The sequence below is a fragment of the Ewingella sp. S1.OA.A_B6 genome, assembly GCF_049889095.1.
Classification (GTDB): domain Bacteria; phylum Pseudomonadota; class Gammaproteobacteria; order Enterobacterales; family Enterobacteriaceae; genus Ewingella.
This window is the reverse complement of sequence record NZ_JBLJFK010000001.1, coordinates 99,177-124,068: the sequence shown is the minus strand read 5'-3', so window position 1 is coordinate 124,068 and position 24,892 is coordinate 99,177. Positions and strand designations below refer to the sequence as shown.

Below are 24,892 nucleotides of genomic sequence, written 5' to 3'. Positions count from 1 at the left end.
TATGGGCCTAAACGGCCCACAGGAAAAGTCGTGTAAATATCTATCATTATTAGATAAAAAACGGCCTAAAAAAGTAAAGAAGCCCTGCGAGCAGGATAACCATCGCCGGTAGCGGAGAAAAAAACGCTTTCCATACAGACCGGTGAGGGCGGAATCCAAAGCCGTGAACCAATCCGGTGCAGACTGCCCAAATCAGAATGATCCCGTGCCAGACTTCCAACTTGCTGGTTGAAGAGGCAAATTGGGCAGGTTGCCAGAACACGCACCCTGCTAGTACCAGTGCCATTGCAAGTGAAAGAGCCCGCAAGGGGCCCTTGTCAGTGACAGCGTACAGTTTATCAGCGAGCAAACTCATTATTGCCCATCTTTCGCTGCAGCGGCTTTGTTCTCTTCACTATGCTCGTAAGCCAGCGCAGTAATAATACCGAACGAACAAGCCAGCAACGTTCCGAGTATCCAGGCAAAATACCACATGGTGTTATCTCCCGTTCAGTTGAACGATTAGTACAAAGAGTGTTTGTTGTTGTCGATGTATGTCTTGTCGAGACGACCAAACATCTTGTAATACGCCCAACTGGTGTAGATAAGGATGATGGGCACGAAAATACAGGCCACAACGGTCATCACTTTCAACGTCAACAGGCTGGAGGTTGCATCCCACATTGTCAGGCTGGCATCAGGCGTCGTGCTTGATGGCATAACAAACGGGAACATAGTGATCCCCGCAGTCAGGATCACACAAGCAATGGTCAGTGAAGATGACACAAATGCCAGCGCGCCTTTATTGACACGAGATAACAGGATAGTCAGCAGTGGCAGAATGACGCCCAATGCCGGAATAGCCCACAGGCCAGGCATTTTGTTATAATTCAGCAGCCACGCACCAGCCTGATGCGCTACGGTTTTACGCAGCGGATTGGACTCTCCTGCCGTATTAAGCGCAGACGTCACCACAAAGCCATCGATCCCTTTCACCAACCACACACCGGCAATCAGGAAACAGACCATCATGACGAGTGCAGAAATCTGCGACGCAGCCCGGCTACGCAAGTGCAGCTCACCGGTAGTACGCATTTGCAGATAGGTCGCACCCTGTGTGATAAGCATCGTCAGGCTGACAATCCCGGCCAACAAACCGAACGGATTGAGCAACTGCAGCAAACTGCCGGTGTAATAAAGGCGTAAATACTCGTCGATATGGAAAGGCACGCCTAGCAATAAGTTGCCGAACGCCACGCCAAATACCAGTGCAGGGACGAAGCTACCAATAAAAATGCCCCAATCCCACATGCCACGCCAGCGTGGGCTTTCCAGTTTAGAACGGTAGTCGAAACCTAGCGGACGGAAGAACAAGGCGCACAGCACCAAGATCATCGCACCGTAGAAGCCGGAGAAGGCAGCGGCATACACCATCGGCCAGGCAGCAAACAGCGCGCCACCGGCAGTGATAAGCCATACCTGATTGCCGTCCCAGTGCGGGGCGATGGAGTTAATCATAATACGGCGTTCAGTATCGGATTTACCGATGACCCGTATCAGGATGCCCACGCCCATATCAAATCCATCGGTGACCGCGAACCCAATAAAAAGGACACCAATCAATACCCACCAGATGAACCGTAAAACTTCATAATCAAACATATGTGGACTCCCTATTACCGAGCTTGCTCAAGCGGCGCTGAAGGTTGTTCAAAGTGATAGCGGCCAGTTTTCAGGCTGCTTGGCCCCAGACGGGCAAACTTGAACATCAGGAACATTTCAGCGATCAAGAACAGGGTGTACAGACCGCAAATTAACCCCATTGAAATCAGCACATCTGTTGCCGTTAATGAAGAGTTAGCCACTGCGGTCGGTAACACTTCACCAATCGCCCACGGCTGACGGCCATATTCAGCAACAAACCACCCAGCTTCAATCGCAATCCACGGCAATGGCAGCCCGTAAAGTACCGCTCGGTGCAACCAGCGTTTTTGCCCCATCTTGCCACGAATTACCGTCAAGAATGACAGACCGATCAGCGCCAGGATCAGGAAGCCGCAACCAACCATTATGCGGAAAGCGAAGTAAAGAGGCAGAACGCGTGGAATGGAATCTTTGGTCGCTTGCTGGATTTGCGCTTCGGTCGCGTCGGAGACGTTAGACGTATAGCGTTTGAGTAGCATACCGTAACCGAGATCCTGCTTAATGCTTTCGAAATTGCTACGCACAGCCGGATCAGTATTACCTGAACGCAACTCTTCCAGCAGGTTGTAAGCTTTCATACCATTACGGATACGCACTTCATGCTGCGCCATCAGATCTTTCAGACCGGTGACTGGCGTATCGACAGAACGTGTGGCAATCAGGCCAAGCAGGTATGGGATTTGAATAGAATATTCATTTTCCATCTTGTCCTGATTTGGCAGGCCGATCAGCGTGAAGTTAGCGGGTGCCGGCTGGGTATCCCATTCAGCTTCAATCGCGGCCAGTTTGGTTTTTTGTACGTCACCCATTTCATAACCAGATTCATCACCCAGTACGATAACGGACAATACAGCCGCCAGACCGAAGCTCGCCGCGATAGCAAATGAGCGTTTGGCAAAGCCAACGTCACGGCCTTTGAGCAGGTAATAAGAGCTGATAGCCAGAATAAACATTGCACCGGTGACATAACCTGCCGCCACGGTGTGAACGAACTTAACCTGCGCAACCGGGTTCAGGACCAACTCGGAGAAGCTGACCATTTCCATACGCATAGTTTCGTAGTTGAAGTCTGAGGCGATCGGGTTTTGCATCCAGCCGTTGGCGACCAAGATCCAAAGAGCAGATAAGTTAGAACCGAGGGCAACAAACCAGGTCACCGTCATGTGTTGAACTTTCGTTAAACGGTCCCAACCAAAGAAGAATAAACCGACTAAGGTGGATTCTAGGAAGAACGCCATCAAACCTTCGATGGCCAACGGGGCCCCAAAGATATCACCGACGTAATGTGAGAAATATGACCAGTTAGTCCCGAATTGGAATTCCATGGTCAAACCCGTGGCCACGCCCAGAGCGAAGTTAATTGCAAATAACTTACCCCAGAATTTGGTCATATCTTTATAGATTTGTTTGCCAGAAAGCACATAGACCGTTTCCATAATTGCCAACAGAAACGCCATACCGAGCGTTAATGGGACAAACAGAAAATGGTACATGGCGGTTAAAGCAAACTGCAAACGCGACAGTTCAACGATATCAAACATCTTGACCCCTAGCTCCTCGGAGGAAGACTCCAACTTGCAACTCTCTGACGAACCGGTTGCCGGTACGCCTCATGACTTCCAATTTCAAAAATCTGCCAAACAAATAAAACCTGTCTTAAAACGCTTTTCACTATCAATGATTTTCACAATCAATCAGTTCAAATACGCCGGATACCCAACCTCACTTCGTGCCGACGCAGGAAAACGGCAAGGCCAGCCGCAGCGAACGGTAGTGAGGAGCAGGAAAAGTTAACAATCTCAGACCTATTCTTGGATACTCATGTTACAGGTGCACAATGTTACGCCACTAATCCCATACAATAAATAGGTTTTTACGTGACCTAAATCTAATTTCCATCTACAGGTCAATTAACAGCCCAAACACTCTCACTCCATAAAATTGATCTACAGCAATTTAAGCCTATCTCGCTGTTTATTTCTATATTGTTCTCACAGTTTCTCAAAAAATCCGAAATATTGTTAATTATTGGTTTAATAAGGTTTTATTGAAAGATTGGATGTTAATTTACTGTGACGGCAAGGTGAAATAAATATCTCCAGTTACGCGTAATAATACTCGTTATTAACCTTTCACTCCCTTTTCACATTTAATGCGTTGTTAATAGTTTTCATTAAAATGATGCGTTGTTAAATATTATAGCAGTAATAAAAAAGCCACCCGTAGGTGGCCTTTGATGATAAGTAATAACTGTAGGTTTATTTATTGCGGCAGAACGGCTTTCACTGCATCACCAATATCGGCCAAGCTGCGAACAGTTTTCACGCCAGCGGCTTCCAGCGCAGCAAACTTGTCCTCTGCAGTACCTTTACCACCGGCAATGATGGCGCCAGCGTGGCCCATACGTTTGCCTTTAGGGGCCGTCACACCCGCGATGTACCCGACTACCGGCTTGGTCACGTGAGCTTTGATGTAAGCCGCAGCTTCTTCTTCTGCGTTCCCGCCGATCTCACCGATCATCACGATCACTTCAGTCTGCGGATCTTCCTGGAACAGCTTCAGGATATCGATGAAGTTAGAACCTGGGATTGGGTCACCACCGATGCCTACACAGCTTGATTGGCCAAAACCGTTGTCTGTAGTCTGCTTAACTGCTTCATAAGTCAGTGTACCAGAGCGAGAAACAATACCCACTTTGCCCGGCTTGTGGATGTGTCCCGGCATGATGCCGATTTTACATTCACCTGGAGTAATAACGCCCGGGCAGTTTGGCCCAATCATTACCACGTCGCTCTGTTCAAGCTTCATTTTCACTACCAGCATATCCAGCGTCGGGATGCCTTCAGTGATACAGATGATAAGCTTAATGCCAGCGTCGATAGCTTCTAAAATCGAGTCTTTACAGAAAGGTGCTGGAACATAAATCACAGATGCCGTAGCACCCGTGGTTTCCACTGCTTCACGCACGGTATTGAAAACCGGCAGGCCCAGATGCTGTGTGCCGCCTTTGCCCGGCGTAACGCCACCGACCATCTGCGTGCCGTAGGCGATCGCCTGTTCAGAGTGGAAAGTCCCTTGGCTGCCGGTAAAACCCTGGCAAATCACTTTGGTATTTTTGTTGATTAAAATCGACATTATTTCCCCTCCACTGCCGCGACGACTTGTTGAGCCGCATTGGTCAGGCTGGTCGCTGCAATGATGTTCAAACCGCTGTCTGCCAGTTTCTTAGCACCCAGCTCTGCATTGTTACCTTCAAGACGCACCACCACCGGTACGCTGACGCCCACTTCTGCCACCGCGCCGATGATACCGTCGGCAATCAAGTCGCAGCGAACGATGCCGCCGAAGATGTTGACGAAGACCGCTTTCACTTTTTCGTCAGACAAAATAATTTTGAACGCTTCAGTTACGCGTTCTTTGGTTGCACCACCACCGACGTCGAGGAAGTTAGCCGGTTCACCACCGTGCAGCTTCACAATGTCCATGGTACCCATGGCCAGACCGGCGCCGTTTACCATGCAACCGATGTTGCCATCAAGAGCCACATAGTTCAGTTCCCACTGCGCTGCCTGAGATTCACGGGCATCTTCCTGGCTGTGGTCGCGCATTTCGCGCAGTTCTGGCTGACGGAACAAGGCGTTGCCATCTGCACCCAATTTACCATCAAGGCAAATCAGGTCACCGGCTGTCGTCACGACCAGCGGGTTGATTTCGATCATCGCCAGGTCGCGCTCAAGGAAAATAGCGGCCAGACCCATGAAGATCTTAGTGAACTGCTGAACTTGCTTACCGGTCAGACCCAGTTTGAAAGCCAGCTCGCGGCCCTGGTAAGGCTGCGGACCGGTCAGAGGATCAAGCGCTATCTTGTGAATCAGGTGCGGGGTTTCTTCTGCAACAGTTTCGATTTCCACGCCGCCTTCGGTAGACGCCATGAACACCACACGACGTGAGCTGCGATCAATTACCGCACCGAGGTACAGTTCTTTATCGATGTCAGTCGCTGCTTCAACCAAGATTTGGTTTACCGGCTGGCCGTGTGCGTCTGTCTGGTAAGTCACCAGACGCTTGCCCAACCAATTTTCAGCAAAAGTGCGGATCTCTTCTTTGCTTTTAACCACTTTCACGCCGCCCGCTTTACCACGGCCACCGGCATGAACCTGACATTTCACTACCCACGGACCGGCACCGATTTTCGACGCAGCTTCTTCCGCTTCACGCGGTGTGGAACAGGCAAAGCCCGTTGGTGCTGGCAGGCCGTAGCGCAGGAAAAGCTGTTTCGCCTGATACTCGTGTAAATTCATGATGTTCTATCCATTCTTAGTAGTAAGGCTTATCAGGACACGGCGAACCGTGCCACAGATTTTAATGATCTCTTTTGCTTCTATCCGCCGGGACTAGACGTCCAGCAGCAGACGAGCCGGATCTTCCAGCATTTCTTTGATGGTCACCAGGAAGCCCACTGACTCACGGCCGTCAACCAAGCGGTGATCATAGGACAGCGCCAGATACATCATCGGCAGGATAACAACCTGTCCGTTCACTGCCATCGGACGATCTTTAATGGCATGCATGCCAAGGATCGCACTCTGCGGTGGATTGATGATCGGGGTAGACATCAGCGAGCCAAAAACGCCACCGTTGGTCACGGTGAAGTTACCGCCGGTCAGCTCTTCAACTTTCAGCTTACCGTCGCGGCCTTTCACGGCCAGCTCTTTGATATTCTTCTCGATATCGGCCATGCCCAGCGTATCTACATCACGCAGAACCGGCGTAACCAGACCGCGTGGGGTCGAAACCGCGATACTGACATCGAAGTAGTTGTGGTAAACCACGTCTTCGCCATCAATAGAGGCATTCACTTCCGGGAAGCGTTTCAACGCTTCGACCACGGCTTTCAGATAGAAAGACATAAAGCCCAGACGTACGCCGTGACGCTTCTCGAATGCGTCTCCGTACTGCTTACGCATGTCCATGATTGGCTTCATGTTGATTTCGTTAAACGTCGTCAGCATGGCAGTACTGTTTTTCGCTTCCAGCAGACGCTCGGCCACGCGTTTGCGCAGACGGGTCATCGGAACGCGTTTTTCACTGCGAGCGCCAATAGCCGGAGCCGCAGAAACTGCCGCTTTAGCCGTTGTTGCATCCGCCGCAGGCTTAGCATCTTTAGCCGATTTAGCCAGATGTGCTTCGATATCTTCACGAGTCAGACGACCGCCGACACCGCTGCCTTTAATGGCATTAGCATCGAGAGAGTGCTCAGCGATCAGACGGCGGATAGCCGGGCTGAGCGCGTCGCTGCTCTCATCTTCCAGTGCCGCAGTGTGGCGCTGGGAAGGCGTAGACTCTTTAGCGGAATTTTTTTCCTGACTCGCCTTACCGGTACTGTTACCCGGACGCAGACGCGCCAGGATCTGGCGGGAAATAACGGTCGCGCCTTCGTCTTCCAGAATGCTCTCCAGAATACCGGCTTCGCTTGCCGGCACTTCCAGCACAACTTTGTCTGTCTCGATCTCAACCAGCACTTCATCGCGCTCTACACTGTCGCCCGGCTTTTTGTGCCAGGTGGCAACCGTCGCATCCGCAACGGATTCAGGAAGGTCTGGGACCAAAATATCTACGCTACTCATTCTCAATCCTTCTTAAAATCGTTAATTAACGTTTAACGCATCATTAACCAGATCTTGCTGCTGCTTCTGGTGAACAGACATATAGCCTACTGCCGGAGAGGCAGACGCCGGACGCCCTGCGTAACGTAAAGAAGCCCCGAAAGGAATCACTTCACGGAAATTGTGTTGGCTGCAGTACCAGGCGCCCTGGTTCAGGGGCTCTTCCTGACACCAGACAAAATCATGGACCTGAGAGAATTTCTCAAGCACTTCCTGAATAGCCTTGTGCGGGAACGGATACAGCTGTTCAATACGGACGATGGCCACATCGGTCTGCTCGTTTTTACGACGTTGCTCCAGCAGATCATAATAGACCTTGCCTGAACACATCACGACGCGCTTGACCTGTTTTGGATCCATCTCGTCGACTTCGCCAATCGCTGGCAGGAAGCTGCCGTTGGCCAATTCATCCAGCGTAGAAACCGCCAAAGGATGACGCAACAGAGACTTCGGTGACATAACGATCAGCGGGCGGCGCATTCCGCGCAGCGCCTGACGACGGATCATGTGGTAAACCTGCGCTGGAGTAGACGGGATGCAAACCTGCATATTTTGCTCAGCGCAAAGTTGCAGATAACGCTCCAGACGTGCGGAGGAGTGCTCAGGACCCTGACCTTCGTAACCATGCGGTAACAGCATCACCAGGCCACACATGCGGCCCCATTTCTGCTCGCCGGAACTGATGAACTGGTCGATAACCACTTGAGCACCGTTGGCAAAGTCACCAAACTGCGCTTCCCAGATGGTCAGGGTACGCGGTTCTGCGGTGGCGTAACCATATTCGAAAGCCAGAACGGCCTCTTCGGATAACACCGAGTCCCAGACGTTAAACTCGCCCTGACTGTTGTGTATGTTTGCCAGTGGCACATAAACGGAACCGTTTTTCTGGTTATGAACCACAGCATGACGGTGGAAGAAGGTTCCACGACCGGTGTCTTCACCCGAGAGGCGGATAGGAATACCTTCGTCTACCAGCGTGGCGTAAGCCAGGTTCTCGGCACCGCCCCAGTCGAACTTCTTATTGCCTTCAGCCATTTCATTACGGTCGCCATAAATTTTGGCAACGCGTGCCTGCATTTCGATGGCTTCCGGTACATGGCTGACGCGATGTGCCAATTCCTGCAAACGCTTCGGTTCAACTTTGCTCGGGTACTCTTCATCCCATTCGTGATTCAGGTACGGCGACCAGGTGAAGGTATGCATGTCGTTCGGACGCCATTCGTCCACCACACAATCACCGGCGTCGAGGGCATCACGATACAGATTGACCATTTCAGTAGCATCTTCAAGACTGGCGACGTTTTGCTCAGTCAGAATGTCGGCGTAGATTTTACGCGGCGTTGGATGCTTTTTGATTTTATGGTACATCAGCGGCTGGGTTGCACTCGGCTCATCGGCCTCGTTATGGCCATGGCGGCGATAACATACCAGGTCGATCATCACATCACGTTTGAAGGTGTTCCGAAAATCCAGCGCCAGACGGGTAACGAAAGCCACGGCTTCCGGGTCATCTGCATTGACGTGGAAAATCGGTGCCTGCACCATTTTGGCAATATCAGTACAATATTCAGTGGAGCGGGCATCTTTCGGGTTCGAGGTGGTAAAGCCCACCTGGTTATTGATGACGATACGCACCGTACCGCCCACTTCATAACCCCGCGCCAGTGACATGTTCAGAGTCTCCTGAACCACGCCCTGCCCGGTAATGGCCGCATCACCGTGAATAGTGATTGGCAGAACCATATTACTACGCGCTTCGTCCAGACGATCGCGACGCGCACGTACCGAACCGATAACAACCGGGCTTACGATCTCAAGGTGCGACGGGTTAAACGCCAGCGCCAGGTGAACCATGCCACCTTCGGTTTCCACATCAGACGAATAGCCCATGTGGTATTTCACATCACCGGTACCCAGATGTTCTTTATGCTTGCCGGAGAACTCATCGAACAGGTCCTGCGGTTTCTTGCCCAGCACGTTGATCAGGACATTTAAACGCCCGCGGTGCGCCATACCCAGCACCACTTCACGCGTACCGTTTTTACCGGCGTGACGGATCATGTCTTTGAGCATCGGCACCAACGCATCACCACCTTCGAGTGAGAAGCGTTTAGCACCCGGGAATTTTGCGCCAAGATAACGTTCCAAACCCTCTGCTGCGGTTAGTTCTTTCAGGAACGTTTTCTTCTCGGTATCGCTGAAATTGGCACGACCCGCTACAGACTCGATACGCTGCTGTATCCAGCGCTTTTCGTCGGTGTTGGTGATGTGCATATACTCAGCACCGATTGAACCGCAATAGGTTTGCTTCAGTGCTTTATACAGCTCGCCGAGCTGCATGGTCTCTTTGCCAATGGCAAAAGAACCTACATTGAAGGTTTCCTGGAAATCAGCGTCAGTCAGATTGTGGAAAGCCGGATCCAAATCAGCCACGTCGTCCTGTTTCCACAAACCGAGTGGATCGAGGTTGGCATTCTGATGACCACGGAAACGGAAGGCGTTGATAAGCTGCAACACCTTAACTTGCTTGGCATCCGTTTGTGGATCGTTGATGGCTGAATTATAACGTGAAGTGTCTTTCGCCAGGCGGCGGAAGTAGTCGCGTGTTTGAGAATGGAGTTGCTCTGGTTTAACACCCACTGTAGGAAGCTGTTTAAAAATTGAACGCCAGCTATCGTCAACGGAACCAGGATCGGTTAAGTAGTCTTCATAGAGTTGTTCTATGTAAGACTGGTTTGCACCCGCCAGATAGGAGGAATCCAGCCAGGCCTTCATTGCGCCGTTCTGCATCGTGATCCCTTAAGCTTTGAAGCTTTAGTTTTCGCCGTGGTTAATAATATTGACCGTGCTACACCGCGGTAAGACGGTTTTCCATACAAAAACAGTTCATTGGTCTGGAGCCTGCGGCTCGTACAAGGAACCTCCAAAAGAAAACTCGCAGGTATCTCACATGCTGTCTTTTGGCGCTGCCCTGCTGGATCTGACCTAATTATCTCTTCCCTGACTATCCTACTCTACTTAGGAGCAACTTTGTTGCACCTTGTTGCGAATATGTTACCAGTAGCTCACTTAATTTTAGCGGGAACTCAGGTTCCCGCTATTAAGTATACTCTGTTGAACTCAGGCACCGCGCTGTAGCAGCATTGATTTGATATGACCGATGGCTTTGGTCGGGTTCAATCCTTTCGGACATACGCTGACACAGTTCATTATGCTGTGGCACCGGAATACACTGAAAGCATCGTCGAGATCGTCAAGACGCGATTGCGTTTCCGTATCGCGGCTGTCGATCAAGAAGCGATATGCCGCCAGTAATCCAGCCGGACCCACGAACTTGTCGGGATTCCACCAGAAAGATGGGCATGAGGTTGAGCAACAGGCGCAAAGAATACATTCGTACAATCCGTCCAGTTTTTCGCGCTCTTCCGGCATCTGCAAATGCTCGCGGGCCGGAGGATTTTTCCCATCATTCAATAAGTAAGGCTTAATCTTCTCATACTGCTTATAGAATTGCCCCATGTCTACTACCAGGTCACGAACCACCGGTAAACCAGGCAAAGGACGAATGACAATTTTCTTACCAGCCTTCTGTAGAACAGACACTGGCGTGATACAAGCCAGGCCGTTTTTGCCATTCATGTTGACGCCGTCTGAGCCACAAACACCTTCGCGACAGGAACGACGGAAAGAGAGAGTTGGGTCCTGCTCTTTCAGCTGCATTAAAGCATCCAACACCATCATGTCGCGCCCTTCTTCCGCTTCCAGCACGTAATCTTTCATGTGCGGCGCGTCGTCAATGTCCGGGTTATAGCGATAAATCGAAAATTCGAGTCTCATAGTTTGTCTCAGCTCATGCCCTAGTAAGTACGCGCTTTCGGCGGGAAGGCCGCACGAAGCTTAGGCTGCATGTTCACCTCACGGCGGGTCATGCTTTCGGTTTCCGGCTGATAGAGCGTATGGCAAAGCCAGTTGGCGTCATCACGATCAGGGAAGTCAAAGCGGCTGTGTGCCCCACGACTCTCGGTCCGGTAGTTGGCAGAAACGGCGGTTGAGAAGGCTGTTTCCATCAAGTTATCCAGCTCCAGACACTCAACACGCTGAGTGTTGAACTCCGTGGAGGTATCATCCAGACGAGCAAATTTCAGACGCTCGCGTATCACCTTCAACTGCTCCAGACCTTCGGCCATCGCATCACCTTCGCGGAACACCGAGAAGTTATGCTGCATACAGGTTTGCAAGTCTTTACGGATAGCCACCGGATCTTCACCCGAACGGGTATTGTTCCAGCGGTTCATACGTTCAAGAGAGACATCGATATCATCCTGCGACGCATCACGACTTTCACCCTGTTCGTTGATCGACTCTTGTAGATGCAGACCCGCCGCACGGCCAAACACCACCAGGTCCAACAGCGAGTTGCCGCCAAGACGGTTGGCACCGTGAACGGATACGCAGGCGATTTCGCCTACCGCGAACAGACCCGGGATCACCACATCTTCGCCCTTCTCGTTCACTCGCAGTGCCTGACCGGTCACTTTGGTCGGAATACCACCCATCATGTAGTGGCAGGTTGGCAGAACAGGGATCGGTTCTTTAATCGGGTCAACGTGAGCAAAGGTGCGGGACAGCTCAAGGATACCCGGCAGACGAGATTCCAAAACGTCACGGCCCAGGTGGTCGAGTTTTAATTTAACGTGCGGGCCCCACGGACCTTCGCAGCCACGGCCTTCGCGGATCTCGATCATGATGGAACGTGCCACCACGTCACGACCCGCAAGGTCTTTAGCATTCGGCGCGTAACGCTCCATAAAGCGTTCGCCATCTTTGTTCAGCAGATAACCGCCTTCACCACGGCAGCCTTCTGTCACCAGAACGCCTGCGCCCGCAATACCCGTTGGGTGGAATTGCCACATTTCCATATCCTGCACCGGCACGCCTGCGCGCAACGCCATACCCACGCCGTCGCCGGTGTTGATGTGTGCGTTAGTGGTGGACTGGTAAATGCGACCGGCACCGCCGGTCGCCAGCACGGTAGCTTTCGCTTTGAAGTACACCACTTCACCGGTTTCGATACATATTGCGGTACAGCCAACAATCGCACCATCCTGATTTTTCACCAGATCCAGTGAATACCATTCGGAGAAAATGGTAGTGCCTTTTTTCAGGTTCTGCTGATAAAGAGTGTGCAACAGCGCGTGACCGGTACGATCTGCCGCTGCCGCTGTGCGTGCCGCTTGCTCGCCGCCGAAATTCTTCGACTGGCCACCAAACGGACGCTGATAAATGGTGCCGTCATCAAGACGGGAGAACGGTAATCCCATATGTTCCAGCTCAAGAATCGCTTCAGGGCCGGTTTTACACATATATTCGATCGCGTCCTGATCACCGATGTAGTCGGAACCCTTGACAGTGTCATACATGTGCCATTGCCAATCATCTTCATGGGTATTGCCCAGCGCCACGGTGATACCACCTTGCGCTGATACCGTATGAGAGCGGGTCGGGAAAACTTTCGAAATCAGGGCACAAGTTTGCCCCGTTTCTGAAATCTGTAATGCGGCACGCATACCGGCGCCACCTGCGCCAATAACGACAGCATCAAACTCTCTGACTGGCAGATTCATTAACTAGGCTCCCCAAACAACAATTGTTCCATAAAGTAGATAAACCACTAAAGTCACGACGATAGCCAGTTGCAACACCAGTCGCACCGCCAGCGGCTTAACATAGTCCGTTAACACCTGCCACATACCAATCCACGCATGGATCAGAATCGACAGCAACGTCAGCAGGGTAAATACTTTGGTAATAGAGGAAGCAAAGAAGCCTTGCCAGACATTAAAATCAATATCCTTGGCAATCACAACGAAGCCAATAATATAGAGGATATACAGAGTGATAACGATCGCGGAGGCACGCAGCAGCAGCCAGTCGTGAACGCCGTTGCGTCCTAATGCCGAAACATTGTTTACCATACGAAGACTCCAGCCAGAATGGACAGCAGGACGGTCAAACCGAACACCACTTGGGCAGAACGGGTACCGACAGCCAAACTCTCTTCGAGATAGCCAAAATCCATCAGCAAATGGCGGATGCCACCGCAGACGTGATAGGCCAGAGCAGTGAGTATTCCCCAGAAGATGAATTTAACGATGAAGCCATTCATGATTTCAGCTGCGTGTGCAAACCCTTCAGGCGAAGAGAGAGACATGCCGAGCAGCCAGAGGAGGATACCTACAGCGACGAAGGTAATTACGCCGGAGACACGATGTAAGATGGACGCTATCGCAGTAACAGGAAACTGGATCGTTTGCAGATCCAGGTTGACAGGTCTTTGTTTTTTCACGGTTTTGCCCACACACCTCATAGAGCCTTTCGTATCGCAGCGAGCGCGTTGATTACGACGGCACTTATTATTTTCCTTCCTCCGGCCTTGGCGGTATTCAGACAGCATCATCCTTTTCTTGACTGAGGTTACAGATGCGTTGCTCTCGCTCGCACGAATCACTTACTAATGTAAGCTCATCACGACTTGCTCAATCGCCGCCTTCCTGCAACCTCACTCACTTCGAGCATGAATAAGCCATAAGCCCTTCACGTCATACGCTCAAACAACGACATCCATTGTAATCAAGACGCGTAGACTGAATTTCATACTTCGAACGATTTCAAATTCCTGCCAGACGGTAAGTGTGTAAATCCCTTGAAGCTTACATAGGTAAGTGTTCAGGGTACACTCACGCAGCCAAAAGCGCTGTAATTTGAAAGACAAAGAAGGTGTGCTGGGTGCTCCTACTTCGGGTTATCCGGAGACCTGCGAGAAAGTATAGGTCGATCACATTCCTATTACAATTCCCCTACAAACGCTTTGGTCACATTTCTGCGAAACAGTGATTTGGCTCGCAGTTTTCACAATAGACATAAAATTAATTATCTAGTTTGACATTGGATCAACATTTCCATTACATATTAGCCATTCGCTCACTTCCGTGATGACTTCGACAGACACATCTGCGCTTCCCTGTTACTCCAAGTTATGCAAAAGTGGGGATTGCTTAAACCCTCATACTCGTCGCAAGTTGTCTATAATTTGAGCACAAGAAAATAATGATCTATCGGATCTTTAACAACGATGAAACGCTGCTTGTCCGTCAAATAGTGGTCTAAAGCCACAAAACGATTGCGCTCTACGCTCTCATATCAAAGCGATCGCAGAGCCCGCCGGCATAATAATGACGGAATTTAGGGTCGCATTTTAGGCTGTTAAGTTGTTGAGGATTTTTAAAATAAAGGCGCTAAGGAGACTGTAAATGGCTGATAAGAAAGCGACACTTACCCTACAAGGTCAAGACCCTATTGAACTCGACGTGCTATCCGGCACATTGGGCCAGGACGAAATTGATATTCGTACCCTCGGTTCCAAAGGCTTGTTCACCTTTGACCCAGGCTTTACCTCTACTGCATCCTGTGAATCCAAAATTACTTATATCGACGGTGATGAAGGCATTTTGTTGCATCGCGGATTCCCTATCGATCAGTTGGCAAAAGAGTCCAACTTCCTCGAAGTGAGCTACTTGCTGCTGTACGGCGAGGTGCCCACCCAGAAACAGTACGATGACTTCAGAAAAATCGTCGAACGCCACACCATGGTTCACGAACAAATCACTCGTCTGTTCCACGGCTTTCGCCGTGACTCCCACCCCATGGCCGTACTGTGCGGCGTGACCGGTGCGCTGGCAGCGTTCTATCACGACTCTATCGACGTTGAAAATGAACGTCATCGTGAAATCGCCGCTTACCGCCTGCTGTCAAAAATGCCGACCGTGGCCGCTATGTGTTACAAATATTCCATCGGCCAGCCGTTCATATATCCGCGCAACGAACTCTCCTATGCCGGTAACTTCCTGCATATGATGTTCGCGACACCTTGCGAAGAATACGTCGTGAACCCCGTTCTGGAACGCGCTATGGACCGTATTCTGATACTGCACGCTGACCACGAACAGAACGCATCCACCTCAACCGTACGTACTGCCGGTTCATCCGGTGCTAATCCATTCGCCTGTATCGCTGCCGGGATTGCTTCCCTGTGGGGACCGGCTCACGGCGGTGCCAACGAAGCTGCACTGAAAATGCTTGAAGAGATCAGCAGTGTTGAGCACATTCCTGAATTCATCAAACGTGCGAAAGACAAAAACGATTCTTTCCGTCTGATGGGCTTCGGTCACCGTGTTTACAAAAACTATGATCCACGTGCCACAGTTATGCGTGACACCTGCCATGAAGTTCTGAAAGAACTCGACCTGAAAGACAACAACTTGTTGGAAGTGGCGATGGAGTTAGAACACATTGCGCTGAACGACCCGTACTTCATCGAGAAAAAACTCTACCCGAACGTCGACTTCTACTCCGGTATCATTCTGAAAGCCATGGGTATTCCGTCTTCAATGTTCACCGTCATCTTCGCCATGGCTCGTACCGTTGGCTGGATAGCGCACTGGAATGAAATGCACCAGGACGGTATTAAAATCGCCCGTCCTCGTCAGCTGTATACCGGCTATGACAAGCGTGATTTCCATTCACAGTTGAAAAAATAAATATTGACCTTGCACAAAAAAAGGTCAACAAAAACAAAAGTGGCACCTTCGCGAGTGCCACTTTTTTATTCTCTGTATCCACAACGTTCTGTTTCTACACCTGACACACCGGGCACCAGAAGAAAGGTCGCGATGACATGCTGCCTTTGGCAATCGGATCGCCACAACGCTCGCAAGGTTTACCCGTCCGGCCAAATACCTTGAAACGAAACAGTGCGCCGTGATGCACATTTTCCTCCATCGTGCCGCGCGTGGAGTAAGACAACCGCGCGACGGACAAACAGGCATCAGCCAGCACATCCAGCACCGACGCGTTCAGCTCTTTAGGCTTATGCGTTGGCAGCAGTTTCGCCAGCCACAAAATTTCCGCGCGCAGATAATTCCCAAGGCCGGCCAAAAATGCCTGATCCAGCAGCATACCGCCGAGTTGACGATTTCGGAACTTAGGTGAAAGTAGCCGCTCACGCACTTGCAGAACCGTCAGGGTTTCATCCAGCACATCCGGTCCGATACGCTGCAGGAAGGGGTGGTTTTCTATTCCCGCAGTATCATAAATGGCTATCTCCGATGCGCTGTACAGCAGGATCGTCGCGTCGGTAGTGGCCAACTTCACCCGCAGAGAACGTTGGGTTTCTTTAGGTGCTTCATCGGCATTGACTACCCGCCAGACACCGTATAGCTGATTGTGGCTGTAGAGCGTAAGACCATTAGAAAAATGCGTCAGCAGCGCCTTACCACGGGTTTCAATCGCCGTGATTTTGGTGCCCTGCAGCGCCGACTGATAGGGTTTTAACGACGGAAAAGCGAACCAGACTTCCGTGAGTGTTTTGTTAACGACTGCGCGAACCAACAGATCGGCAGCGCGGCGAATTTCAGGACCTTCAGGCATCAGTGCGTTGCGCCCTCCGCCACCCGCAGATCCTGCTCAGTATGCAGGGCAATCGCGATGGTCAGTTCAAGTGCTTCAAGCACGGTCTTTACCGACATGCTCGGCTGGCCCGGGTGTGCCGCTGCTTGCTCCGGCAAATAGGGAATATGAATAAACCCGCCCTTCACTACTTTACAACTCGGCTGTGCCAGACGATGCAGCAAGCCATACATAACATGGTTACAGACGTAGGTTCCGGCAGTTTGTGATACCGACGCCGGAATACCGGCATCGCGTAATCCATTCACGATAGCCTTAATCGGCAGTTGCGAAAAGTAGGCTGACGGCCCGTCAACAACGATGGGAAGGTCTACTGGCTGATTGCCTTCGTTATCAGGAATACGTGCGTCATTAACGTTTATCGCCACGCGCTCGACGCTGAAATCAGCCCGACCACCGGCCTGCCCTACCGCAATAACCATCACGGGTTCAATCTCATCGATCGCCACATTAAGCGCTTCGATAGCTTTGCCAAACACGCAGGGAAGCTGACGGATCACAATGCGGACACCTGAGAGTTCCAGATCTTCCAGCAGCTTCACCACTTCCCATGACGGGTTAAGACGTTCGCCGCCAAAGGGTTCAAATCCGGTAACCAAAACTTTACGCATAGCCTCTCCTTATGTTGTTAACAAACTCAGCCTGCACTGACCAAAATATCCTGTTCACGAAACGCGTCTCGCAAGCGGCGGGCAAAGTCGAGAGCATGTTCGCCATCGCCGTGCAGGCACACCGTATCGGCCTGAACGGGAACATTGATCTTGTCACGGCTTATAACAGTCTGCAGCTGAACCATCATCAGCGTTTGCCGCAGGGCCAGTTCATCACTTTCAATCAGCGCGTCAGGCTGGCTACGGGGGACTAAAGTACCGTCACTCTGGTAGCGCCGGTCAGCGAACACTTCCTGCCGCGTTGCCAAACCAAGACGATCTCCGGCACGAATCAATTCACTGCCAGCCAGGCCCACCAGTCGCAATGTCGGGTTAACGCTGCAAACCGCGCGGGCGATGGCGTCAGCAAGCAGAGGGTCGGCCGCGGCCTGGTTGTAGAGCATGCCGTGCGGTTTTACATGAACCATTTCCCCGCCCTCTGCATGACAGAGCGCGGCCAGAGCACCGAGCTGATATACCACCTGCGCAAAAACGGTCTCTGGCGGTAACTGCATGGCAGTGCGCCCAAAGTTTTCGCGGTCAGGAAAACTGGGGTGAGCGCCGATCGCCACACCATATTTCAGCGCCCAACGGACCGATTGCCGCATGGTCTGCACGTCACCGGCATGAAACCCACAGGCAATGTTCGCGGAACTGATCAGTTGCAATAATGCTTCATCATTGGCGCATCCTTCGCCGAGATCGGCATTTAAATCTACTGTGGTTTTAACGTCCATGCAGGCCCCATTTGACCTGGTCGATAAAACGCTGCTGCTCACGCAGCGCCGTTTGCGCGTCATCGAGTGAACACTTAACAAAATGTACCGGTTCGCCAAGACGGATCTGCGCCAAATTATATAAATCGGCTTCAATCACGCAGGCAATACGCGGATAACCGCCGGTGGTTTGGGCATCGGCCATCAGTACGATCGGCTGGCCGGCATGTGGCACCTGAACAACGCCGGGTAACAGGCCGTGCGACAGCATCTCGCGGTCAGTATCACGCTTGAGTGCATGACCATGTAGACGGTAACCCATACGATTACTCTGCGGGCTGAGCTGCCAGGAAGTGCGCCAGAAAGAGTCCCGGGCATCCGTACTGAACTCTTGATATTCCGGCCCCGGTAATGCGCGAATACGATTGCCGAACAGCAGTTGTTTAACACCGCGAGAGTGCTGCGGTTCCAGCCCCTTTTTACCGACCATCAGATGGTCGCCATCACGCAGCGGACGCCCTGACAGGCCGCCGAAGCCCGTTTTGAGATCGGTACTGCGTGACCCCAGCACCTCAGGAACATCTATGCCACCAGATACTGCCAGATAGCTGCGCATTCCACGCATCGGGGTTTTCATGCTCAGGATCTGACCGGGTTTCACAGCATAACGCCAGCCGGTCCACAGTGATTTGCCGTCCAGTTCCGCGTGGCAGCCCGCTCCGGTAAGCGCAATCCAACCTGCTCGGTTAAACTCGGTACTGAACTGGCCGAGGGTGATTTCCAGACCCGCAGCATTTTCGTTATTACCCACCAGCAAATTGCCGATACGCAGCGCAGGTGCATCCAGCGCCCCCGTCTGGCTGACGCCAAACTGGCGATAACCACTACGGCCTAAATCCTGCACGGTGGTAAATATTCCTGCGCGAAGAATGTTTAACATACGCCCTCCTTCTGCGGTACAAAACGTACTTTATCGCCCGGACATAACAAGGTTGGCAGGGATTTTTGCGGATCAAACATCACCAATGATGTATACCCTATCACCTGCCAGCCACCAGGGGTGATCAGCGGATAGATACCGGTCTGTCCACCGCCGATACCCACAGAACCGGCCGGCACTGCCAGGCGTGGCTCAGCGTGACGCGGAGTCACCAAAGCTTCCGGCATCCCTCCGAGATAAGGAAAACCGGGCTGGAAACCAAGGAAATAGACAATGTACTCAGCGCCGGAGTGCATATCGACCACCTGACGCGGGCTCAAACCAGTGTGCTGCGCCACAAACTCCAGATCGGGGCCTCCGCTGCCGCCGTAGACCACCGGGATCTCAATCAGGCGTGACTCGGGTTCAATAGCCTCACTCTCTTCCCACCAGCGCTGTAAACGCTCGATGGCATCCAGTGCAGAGTCTTGCGCATCGGTCAGCAAGACCGTCAGATTATTCATTCCCGGAATGGTTTCACGGACGCCCGGATAGGCGCTGTGGTCCTGCAAACGTTGTGCCAGTCCCCAAATCCGTTGCTGGCTGGCCAAAGAGACCGGCGGCTCAAGCTCCAGTACGACTGCGCGTTCGCCCAGCAGATAACATCGTGCTCGTTGCACAAAACACTCCTAAGAAAAGATGGCTGTAATCGAAATCAACCGCAAAAAATTCGTTAGACTGGAAACAGTTATGCGGGAAATAGACCGTCAATGTCAACTCGACGCCCCCTGTTTCAGACCCTTCGGGTTTCGCCCATCAGTTTCAACTGCTACTCTCCCCCTTGTCACTGTTTTCTCAACCCAAGTCATTGGGGTTGCAGCAAGGCAGCAAGGGAGAGAATACCGAATCACTGACTTCAGTAAGTGATTCGGTATTCTTGAGTGCAGCGAACGCCGCTGCAAATTCAAGAACGAAGGGAAGAGTGTGAAGAAGCCGCTGGCCGTATTTTTTCCGTTATATACCACCACGTTGCTTATGCTGCTTGGCTCCGGTTTACTCACCACCTACATCTCTTTAAGGCTGTCGGCTATCCACGTCAGTGGCGCGATGATCGGTGCAATCATTGCGGCCAATTACGCAGGATTAGTGATCGGCGGTAAAATCGGACATTTCCTGATCGCTCGCGTCGGCCATATCCGCGCTTACGTCTCCTGCTCTGGGATCATCACCGCCGCCGTTCTCGGACATGGTTTAACCGAAATGATCCCGGTATGGGTCGTCTTGCGGCTGATCATCGGTCTGTGCATGATGGTGCAATATATGGTGCTGGAAAGCTGGCTGAACGATCAGGCGGAACCGGCCCAACGCGGTGTGGTATTTGGTTTTTACATGGTGGCGTCCTATCTCGGCATGTCGTTGGGCCAGGTGGTTCTGATGGTCAGCGATGGTCTGGGAATGAGCACGCTTATCATCATCGCGCTCTGTTTCGCCCTTTGTTTGGTGCCGATTGCCCTGACCACGCGAACCAATGTCGGGCATATGTCTCCTGCACCCATGGAGCTTAAATTCTTTATCAGCGCCATTCCCAACGTACTGGCCATCACTCTGCTGATCGGCATGGTCGTGGGTTCGTTCTATGGTCTGGCGCCGATTTACTCCAGCCAGCAGGAATTTACTACTCAGCAAACCGGTCTGTTTATGGCGCTGGCCATTTTCGCCGGCCTGCTGGCCCAGTTCCCTCTGAGCTGGCTGTCCGATCACTACAACCGTAATATGCTAATGCGCATCAACGCCATACTGCTGGCGCTTGCCGCGCTGCCGTTGGCGGTCCTAACGCATATATCCTTCCCAGTGCTGCTTGGTATCGGATTTATTGTCAGCCTGATGCAGTTTACGCTCTATCCACTGGTGGTCGCGCTGGCGAATGACATGATTGAACCGGAGCGACGTGTGTCGCTTTCCGCCTGTCTGTTGATGGCCTTTGGCGTGGGTGCCTGTATTGGGCCACTGGCGGTAGGTGCGCTGATTGAACCGCTGGGCGGGAATATTCTGTACGCGTTCTTCGCGCTGTGTGGCGTCGGGATCGTGGCACTGAGCCGGACTTCCGCCAAAGAAGAGGTGACGGTCATGGCGGTGGATGCCCCGCTGCCGCATATTGCCATGCCGGACAGTCTGAGTAGCTCACCTCTTTCACCTGCGCTAAACCCGGCGTTTGATGAGCAGATGATTCAGGACACCATGCCCGCGCCTGAAATGAGCAATGAAGATGCCGCTGCCAATGACATCGCCAATGAAAATGCGGCGCAGGATGAAACCGAAGAGGAGAGCCAGTTTGCACCCCAGGGCGCCGACCCGGATGCCGATACTGGCTTACAACGTGCCTTTACCCTGCTGGAAGACAGCGTTCCGGAAGAAACACTGACCGAAGCGGAAAGGCAAATAAAATAGTCTTTTAGGCTGGGTTGTCGATGTCGATAAATGTCACATCCAGCCCGTGTTCTTCGACCAGCCATTCACCCAGTGCTTTCACGCCGTAGCGTTCGGTGGCGTGATGGCCTGCGGCGTAAAAATGCAGCCCCATTTCGCGGGCGATATGAATAGTTTGTTCTGAAACTTCACCGCTGATAAACGCATCGACACCAAACTCCGCCGCCTGCTGAATAAAGCCCTGACCGCCGCCTGAACACCAGGCCACGCGGCGGATTTCGGCTGGTCCGCCCTGCGCACTGTGCAACACGTTGCGGTCGAGCAGCACTTCGATACGCTGGCGCAACGCCTCACCGCTGAGCGGAACATCCAGTTCGCCGTAAGGCACCAACGGCATCACTTCACCCTGTACTTGAATGCCAAACATGTTTGCCAACTGAGCATTATTACCCAACTGCGGGTGCGCATCGAGTGGCAGATGGTAACCGTATAAATTAATATCGTTGAGGAGCAATGTTTTCAGACGATTACGCTTCATGCCGCGCACCACCGCCGGTTCGTTTTTCCAGAAATAGCCGTGGTGTACTAGGATCGCGTCCGCTTGATGCTCCACTGCCGCGTCAAGCAACCCTTGCGAGGCCGTCACACCCGTAACAATCCGTCCGACCTCAGTACGCCCTTCCACCTGCAAACCGTTCGGTGCGTAATCCTGGAAGCTATTAACGTCGAGTTTTTGATTGATAAGGGCTTCTAGCTGAAGATTATTCATGGTAGTCAGCATCTCAGTTAGGATCTACATGATTGATAATAATGCTATAGGGAAAGGCCACCCCCTTATTTGCCTAATCGAGCTTCAGCGAATCACCCTGCTGTAATCGCACAAACTTCACGCCCAGCGCATCACCGGCTGAAAGCTGCTGCATAATCTCGGCTTCAGGGTCAGCGGCCGCTTTCAGACTCGGTTTCACGTGGCTGATGATCACCGTCAGTCCTTTGAGTGAACCATCACCACCGCTGTCTTGCTCCAGCACTTTCAACTCTTTCAGCAACCAAACCGGCGTTAAATGGCCAAACAGTTTACTGTCAGGCACACCGTCAGGATACGACGTTTCAATGATGATGCCTTTCAGCCGCTTGGCCTTCACTTCTTCACTCAGTACTCGCCAGATGGTTTCAAGGTTTTTGGATTTCTCCACCGCATCCGGGCCTGTATCGCCAAAGTAGGCAAAAGACTCATCATTACGGCTGACTAAAATCATGCTCGAAGGGGTACCGCCGTGGCTAAGCGGGTAGATAGTGCCATCCAGGCCAGTCAGGCCGAGAGAGAAACGCTGTGCAGGACGCGGCGCATTCAACCGATAGGTGCCGATGCGCGTACCGCTGCCAGAATCAGTGAAATTTGGCCACACCTTACCGTTGAAGTAGTGATTGCTTAGGGTGCCGATAGTGTCTGCAGAGCCGTAAATCGGTTTGCGGCTGTCTTCCGGCGAACTAATGATAAGCCCGGCAAGATGATCAAGATGGCCGTGACTGATGAAATAACCACCGATCAGGTTGCGGAACACTGCGCCCTCCGGCGTATAAGGTACGGAATTTTCGACCGTTATCTGCGGGAAGGCGCCTTTTTCCAGCGCTTTGCTGATGCCGGGCAGAACCGAACCAGCATCAAGCCCGAGATACAATTGTTGAGAGTCACTGCGAATCAAATAGGAAGTGAGATTCCCCTCTTTCACGCCGCCGTAAACGCCAAGCGCCACCACGTCAAACCCAGCGATTGCCTGACCGGCGGTACAGGCCAGGACCAGCGCCAACATCTTGTGTTTCATCACATCGCTCCGTGTGTGGTGAAGAATTCTTTGGGTGATCAGCCCGTTGGCTGACCCCTTCGTTTTGCCGATTCGAATGCCGCCAGCGTGTCTTTGCGAGCCTGGGAGTGGTCGATAACCGGCAACGGATAGTCTAACACGCGCTGTTGTTTCTCCGCCCAACGATGCGGCTGATGGATCTCTTTTTCTGCGACATGGTTCAACTCCGGTACCCAGGTTTTAATAAAGCGACCCGCCTTATCAAATCGTTCTCCCTGAGTAGTCGGGTTGAAGATTCGAAAGTAAGGCGCGGCGTCCGTACCGGTGGATGCGCCCCACTGCCAACCGCCGTTATTGGCTGCCAGATCGCCGTCGACCAACTGCGACATGAAATAGCGCTCGCCTTCGCGCCAGTCGATCAGCAAATCCTTTACCAGAAAACTGGCGACAATCATCCGCAGCCGGTTGTGCATCCAGCCGGTGGCGTTGAGTTGACGCATGGCGGCATCGACAATCGGATAACCGGTCTTACCCTCTTTCCACGCCTGTAAATCTTGCGGCGCATCACGCCAGCTCACGTTGTCGGTCCATTCTATAAACGGCTGGTGTTTGCAAAGTTTCGGCCAGGCCACCAGCAGATGACGGTAAAACTCACGCCATATCAGCTCATTGAGCCAACCGAAGGCACCGCCGTCCCGGCGCTCAAGCACGTCCGGACATTCGGTGCGCAGACGATTAAAACATTGTCGCGGTGACAACACGCCAATGGCCAGATACGGCGATAGTGAACTGGTGCCGTCCACGGCTGGCAGGTCGCGCTGTTCGAGGTAATCCTGCACGGTTTCGCGGCAGAATGTACGCAGACGATCGCGTGCCGCCTCTTCACCGACGGGGAAGTCTTCACCCACCGTCTGTTGAGGAAAATCGAAGGGCGTCAGCGGATGCATTGTCACATCTTCCTGATTATTGCGGGCTTTCGCCGCAGGCAGTGAACGGCTGTCGGACGCAGTAAGGCGGTCGAGAAAAGCGCGGCGAAACGGCGTATACACCTTATACATCGAACCTTCTCCAGTGGTGACCGAACCCGGCGGCAACAGCAGGCTGTCATCAAAACTGCGGCAAATTACCCTGCCCTGCAATAAGGTTTCGAGGGCAGCATCACGCTTGTGCTCGTTGATTTCATACTGTTTATTGTAAAATAGCGAATCCACCCGCTGTTGCTGACAGAAGCCTTTCAGCCAGTTAACGCTGGCGGCAAAGTCGTCGCACTGATGGTAAAACAGTTCGATACCGCGAGCGGCCAGTGACGCCTGTAAACACTGTAAATGCTGGTAGATAAACGCTGCCTGGCGTGGTGCCATCACATGGTTTTTCCACTGTTTCGGCGTCGCGACAAACACCGCGATCACTCTCGCCTGCGGATCCTCACAGGCAGCATGCAACGCAAGGTTATCGGTTATACGCAGGTCATTGCGAAACCAGACGAGATGCGTGGTCATAG

General features: G+C 52.2%; 22 protein-coding genes. 2 read left to right on the top strand and 20 right to left on the bottom strand.

Annotated features, from left to right (window positions below):
- Window positions 1-49 precede the first annotated feature (49 nt).
- The 12 genes from ybgE to sdhC form a co-directional block, all read right to left on the bottom strand.
- Window positions 50-355, bottom strand: coding sequence for a cyd operon protein YbgE (ybgE, locus tag ACMV8I_RS00590; protein WP_498863303.1), 306 nt, complete (start codon window positions 353-355; stop codon window positions 50-52).
- Window positions 355-474 (bottom strand): cytochrome bd-I oxidase subunit CydX, encoded by a 120-nt coding sequence (gene cydX, locus ACMV8I_RS00585; RefSeq protein WP_498863302.1) that lies wholly within the window; start codon window positions 472-474, stop codon window positions 355-357. The genes ybgE and cydX overlap by 1 nt, the downstream gene beginning before the upstream one ends.
- Before the next feature lie 27 nt (window positions 475-501).
- Window positions 502-1,641, bottom strand: coding sequence for a cytochrome d ubiquinol oxidase subunit II (gene cydB, locus ACMV8I_RS00580; RefSeq protein ID WP_498863301.1), 1,140 nt, complete (start codon window positions 1,639-1,641; stop codon window positions 502-504).
- Between the two features lie 14 nt (window positions 1,642-1,655).
- Complete coding sequence (cydA, locus tag ACMV8I_RS00575) at window positions 1,656-3,224, bottom strand: cytochrome ubiquinol oxidase subunit I (RefSeq protein ID WP_498863300.1); 1,569 nt, start codon at window positions 3,222-3,224, stop codon at window positions 1,656-1,658.
- 721 nt (window positions 3,225-3,945) lie between these two features.
- Window positions 3,946-4,818, bottom strand: coding sequence for a succinate--CoA ligase subunit alpha (sucD, locus tag ACMV8I_RS00570; RefSeq protein ID WP_498863299.1), 873 nt, complete (start codon window positions 4,816-4,818; stop codon window positions 3,946-3,948).
- Entirely contained in the window at window positions 4,818-5,984 is a 1,167-nt protein-coding gene (gene sucC, locus ACMV8I_RS00565; protein ID WP_498863298.1) for an ADP-forming succinate--CoA ligase subunit beta, read from the bottom strand. The genes sucD and sucC overlap by 1 nt, the downstream gene beginning before the upstream one ends.
- Before the next feature lie 93 nt (window positions 5,985-6,077).
- Window positions 6,078-7,310, bottom strand: coding sequence for a 2-oxoglutarate dehydrogenase complex dihydrolipoyllysine-residue succinyltransferase (gene odhB / locus ACMV8I_RS00560; protein WP_498863297.1), 1,233 nt, complete (start codon window positions 7,308-7,310; stop codon window positions 6,078-6,080).
- Between the two features lie 21 nt (window positions 7,311-7,331).
- Window positions 7,332-10,139 (bottom strand): 2-oxoglutarate dehydrogenase E1 component, encoded by a 2,808-nt coding sequence (gene sucA / locus ACMV8I_RS00555; RefSeq protein WP_498863296.1) that lies wholly within the window; start codon window positions 10,137-10,139, stop codon window positions 7,332-7,334.
- A gap of 330 nt (window positions 10,140-10,469) precedes the next feature.
- Window positions 10,470-11,186, bottom strand: a complete 717-nt coding sequence (locus ACMV8I_RS00550; RefSeq protein WP_498863295.1) for a succinate dehydrogenase iron-sulfur subunit — start codon at window positions 11,184-11,186, stop codon at window positions 10,470-10,472.
- Between the two features lie 20 nt (window positions 11,187-11,206).
- Complete coding sequence (sdhA, locus tag ACMV8I_RS00545) at window positions 11,207-12,973, bottom strand: succinate dehydrogenase flavoprotein subunit (RefSeq protein WP_498863294.1); 1,767 nt, start codon at window positions 12,971-12,973, stop codon at window positions 11,207-11,209.
- A gap of 3 nt (window positions 12,974-12,976) precedes the next feature.
- On the bottom strand, window positions 12,977-13,324 hold the full coding sequence (sdhD, locus tag ACMV8I_RS00540; RefSeq protein WP_498863293.1) for a succinate dehydrogenase membrane anchor subunit: 348 nt from the start codon (window positions 13,322-13,324) through the stop codon (window positions 12,977-12,979).
- Entirely contained in the window at window positions 13,318-13,707 is a 390-nt protein-coding gene (gene sdhC / locus ACMV8I_RS00535; RefSeq protein ID WP_498864679.1) for a succinate dehydrogenase cytochrome b556 subunit, read from the bottom strand. The genes sdhD and sdhC overlap by 7 nt, the downstream gene beginning before the upstream one ends.
- A 952-nt stretch (window positions 13,708-14,659) precedes the next feature.
- Between sdhC and ACMV8I_RS00530 the strand changes: the two genes are divergently transcribed.
- Window positions 14,660-15,946 carry a citrate synthase gene (locus tag ACMV8I_RS00530; RefSeq protein WP_498863292.1) on the top strand — a complete coding sequence of 429 codons (1,287 nt, stop codon included), beginning with the start codon at window positions 14,660-14,662 and terminating at the stop codon, window positions 15,944-15,946.
- A 94-nt stretch (window positions 15,947-16,040) separates the two neighbouring features.
- On the opposite strand, the gene nei is transcribed toward ACMV8I_RS00530, so the two are convergent.
- Genes nei through pxpB form a run of 5 tightly spaced genes read right to left on the bottom strand, consistent with a single transcriptional unit; the run spans window position 16,041 to window position 19,839 of the window.
- Window positions 16,041-16,835, bottom strand: a complete 795-nt coding sequence (gene nei / locus ACMV8I_RS00525) for an endonuclease VIII (protein ID WP_498863291.1) — start codon at window positions 16,833-16,835, stop codon at window positions 16,041-16,043.
- Complete coding sequence (gene pcp / locus ACMV8I_RS00520) at window positions 16,835-17,485, bottom strand: pyroglutamyl-peptidase I (protein WP_498863290.1); 651 nt, start codon at window positions 17,483-17,485, stop codon at window positions 16,835-16,837. The genes nei and pcp overlap by 1 nt, the downstream gene beginning before the upstream one ends.
- 26 nt (window positions 17,486-17,511) lie before the next feature.
- Window positions 17,512-18,261, bottom strand: a complete 750-nt coding sequence (gene pxpA, locus ACMV8I_RS00515) for a 5-oxoprolinase subunit PxpA (protein WP_498863289.1) — start codon at window positions 18,259-18,261, stop codon at window positions 17,512-17,514.
- Entirely contained in the window at window positions 18,251-19,180 is a 930-nt protein-coding gene (pxpC, locus tag ACMV8I_RS00510) for a 5-oxoprolinase subunit PxpC (RefSeq protein ID WP_498863288.1), read from the bottom strand. Before pxpC ends, pxpA begins: the two co-directional genes overlap by 11 nt.
- Window positions 19,174-19,839: a 5-oxoprolinase subunit PxpB gene (pxpB, locus tag ACMV8I_RS00505; RefSeq protein WP_498863287.1), complete on the bottom strand. Its 666-nt coding sequence runs from the start codon at window positions 19,837-19,839 to the stop codon at window positions 19,174-19,176. Before pxpB ends, pxpC begins: the two co-directional genes overlap by 7 nt.
- Window positions 19,840-20,143: 304 nt before the next feature.
- Between pxpB and ACMV8I_RS00500 the strand changes: the two genes are divergently transcribed.
- A complete protein-coding gene (locus tag ACMV8I_RS00500; RefSeq protein ID WP_498863286.1) occupies window positions 20,144-21,607 on the top strand; it encodes an MFS transporter in 1,464 nt (487 codons plus the stop codon).
- Between the two features lie 4 nt (window positions 21,608-21,611).
- On the opposite strand, the gene ACMV8I_RS00495 is transcribed toward ACMV8I_RS00500, so the two are convergent.
- The 3 genes from ACMV8I_RS00495 to phrB form a co-directional block, all read right to left on the bottom strand.
- A complete protein-coding gene (locus ACMV8I_RS00495) occupies window positions 21,612-22,355 on the bottom strand; it encodes a type 2 GTP cyclohydrolase I (protein WP_498863285.1) in 744 nt (247 codons plus the stop codon).
- Between the two features lie 73 nt (window positions 22,356-22,428).
- Complete coding sequence (locus tag ACMV8I_RS00490) at window positions 22,429-23,412, bottom strand: MBL fold metallo-hydrolase (protein WP_498863284.1); 984 nt, start codon at window positions 23,410-23,412, stop codon at window positions 22,429-22,431.
- A 38-nt stretch (window positions 23,413-23,450) separates the two neighbouring features.
- Complete coding sequence (phrB, locus tag ACMV8I_RS00485) at window positions 23,451-24,890, bottom strand: deoxyribodipyrimidine photo-lyase (protein ID WP_498863283.1); 1,440 nt, start codon at window positions 24,888-24,890, stop codon at window positions 23,451-23,453.
- Window positions 24,891-24,892: the final 2 nt, after the last annotated feature.

Coding starts and splice junctions, on each gene's coding strand:
- cydA (WP_498863300.1), bottom strand. CDS start 3,224: ATGTTTGATATCGTTGAACTGTCGCGTTTGCAGTTTGCTTTAACCGCC.
- pcp (WP_498863290.1), bottom strand. CDS start 17,485: ATGCGTAAAGTTTTGGTTACCGGATTTGAACCCTTTGGCGGCGAACGT.
- sdhA (WP_498863294.1), bottom strand. CDS start 12,973: ATGAATCTGCCAGTCAGAGAGTTTGATGCTGTCGTTATTGGCGCAGGT.
- nei (WP_498863291.1), bottom strand. CDS start 16,835: ATGCCTGAAGGTCCTGAAATTCGCCGCGCTGCCGATCTGTTGGTTCGC.
- ybgE (WP_498863303.1), bottom strand. CDS start 355: ATGAGTTTGCTCGCTGATAAACTGTACGCTGTCACTGACAAGGGCCCC.
- sucC (WP_498863298.1), bottom strand. CDS start 5,984: ATGAATTTACACGAGTATCAGGCGAAACAGCTTTTCCTGCGCTACGGC.
- phrB (WP_498863283.1), bottom strand. CDS start 24,890: ATGACCACGCATCTCGTCTGGTTTCGCAATGACCTGCGTATAACCGAT.
- ACMV8I_RS00490 (WP_498863284.1), bottom strand. CDS start 23,412: ATGAAACACAAGATGTTGGCGCTGGTCCTGGCCTGTACCGCCGGTCAG.
- cydB (WP_498863301.1), bottom strand. CDS start 1,641: ATGTTTGATTATGAAGTTTTACGGTTCATCTGGTGGGTATTGATTGGT.
- odhB (WP_498863297.1), bottom strand. CDS start 7,310: ATGAGTAGCGTAGATATTTTGGTCCCAGACCTTCCTGAATCCGTTGCG.
- ACMV8I_RS00550 (WP_498863295.1), bottom strand. CDS start 11,186: ATGAGACTCGAATTTTCGATTTATCGCTATAACCCGGACATTGACGAC.
- sdhD (WP_498863293.1), bottom strand. CDS start 13,324: ATGGTAAACAATGTTTCGGCATTAGGACGCAACGGCGTTCACGACTGG.
- pxpA (WP_498863289.1), bottom strand. CDS start 18,261: ATGGACGTTAAAACCACAGTAGATTTAAATGCCGATCTCGGCGAAGGA.
- pxpC (WP_498863288.1), bottom strand. CDS start 19,180: ATGTTAAACATTCTTCGCGCAGGAATATTTACCACCGTGCAGGATTTA.
- sucD (WP_498863299.1), bottom strand. CDS start 4,818: ATGTCGATTTTAATCAACAAAAATACCAAAGTGATTTGCCAGGGTTTT.
- cydX (WP_498863302.1), bottom strand. CDS start 474: ATGTGGTATTTTGCCTGGATACTCGGAACGTTGCTGGCTTGTTCGTTC.
- ACMV8I_RS00495 (WP_498863285.1), bottom strand. CDS start 22,355: ATGAATAATCTTCAGCTAGAAGCCCTTATCAATCAAAAACTCGACGTT.
- ACMV8I_RS00530 (WP_498863292.1), top strand. CDS start 14,660: ATGGCTGATAAGAAAGCGACACTTACCCTACAAGGTCAAGACCCTATT.
- sucA (WP_498863296.1), bottom strand. CDS start 10,139: ATGCAGAACGGCGCAATGAAGGCCTGGCTGGATTCCTCCTATCTGGCG.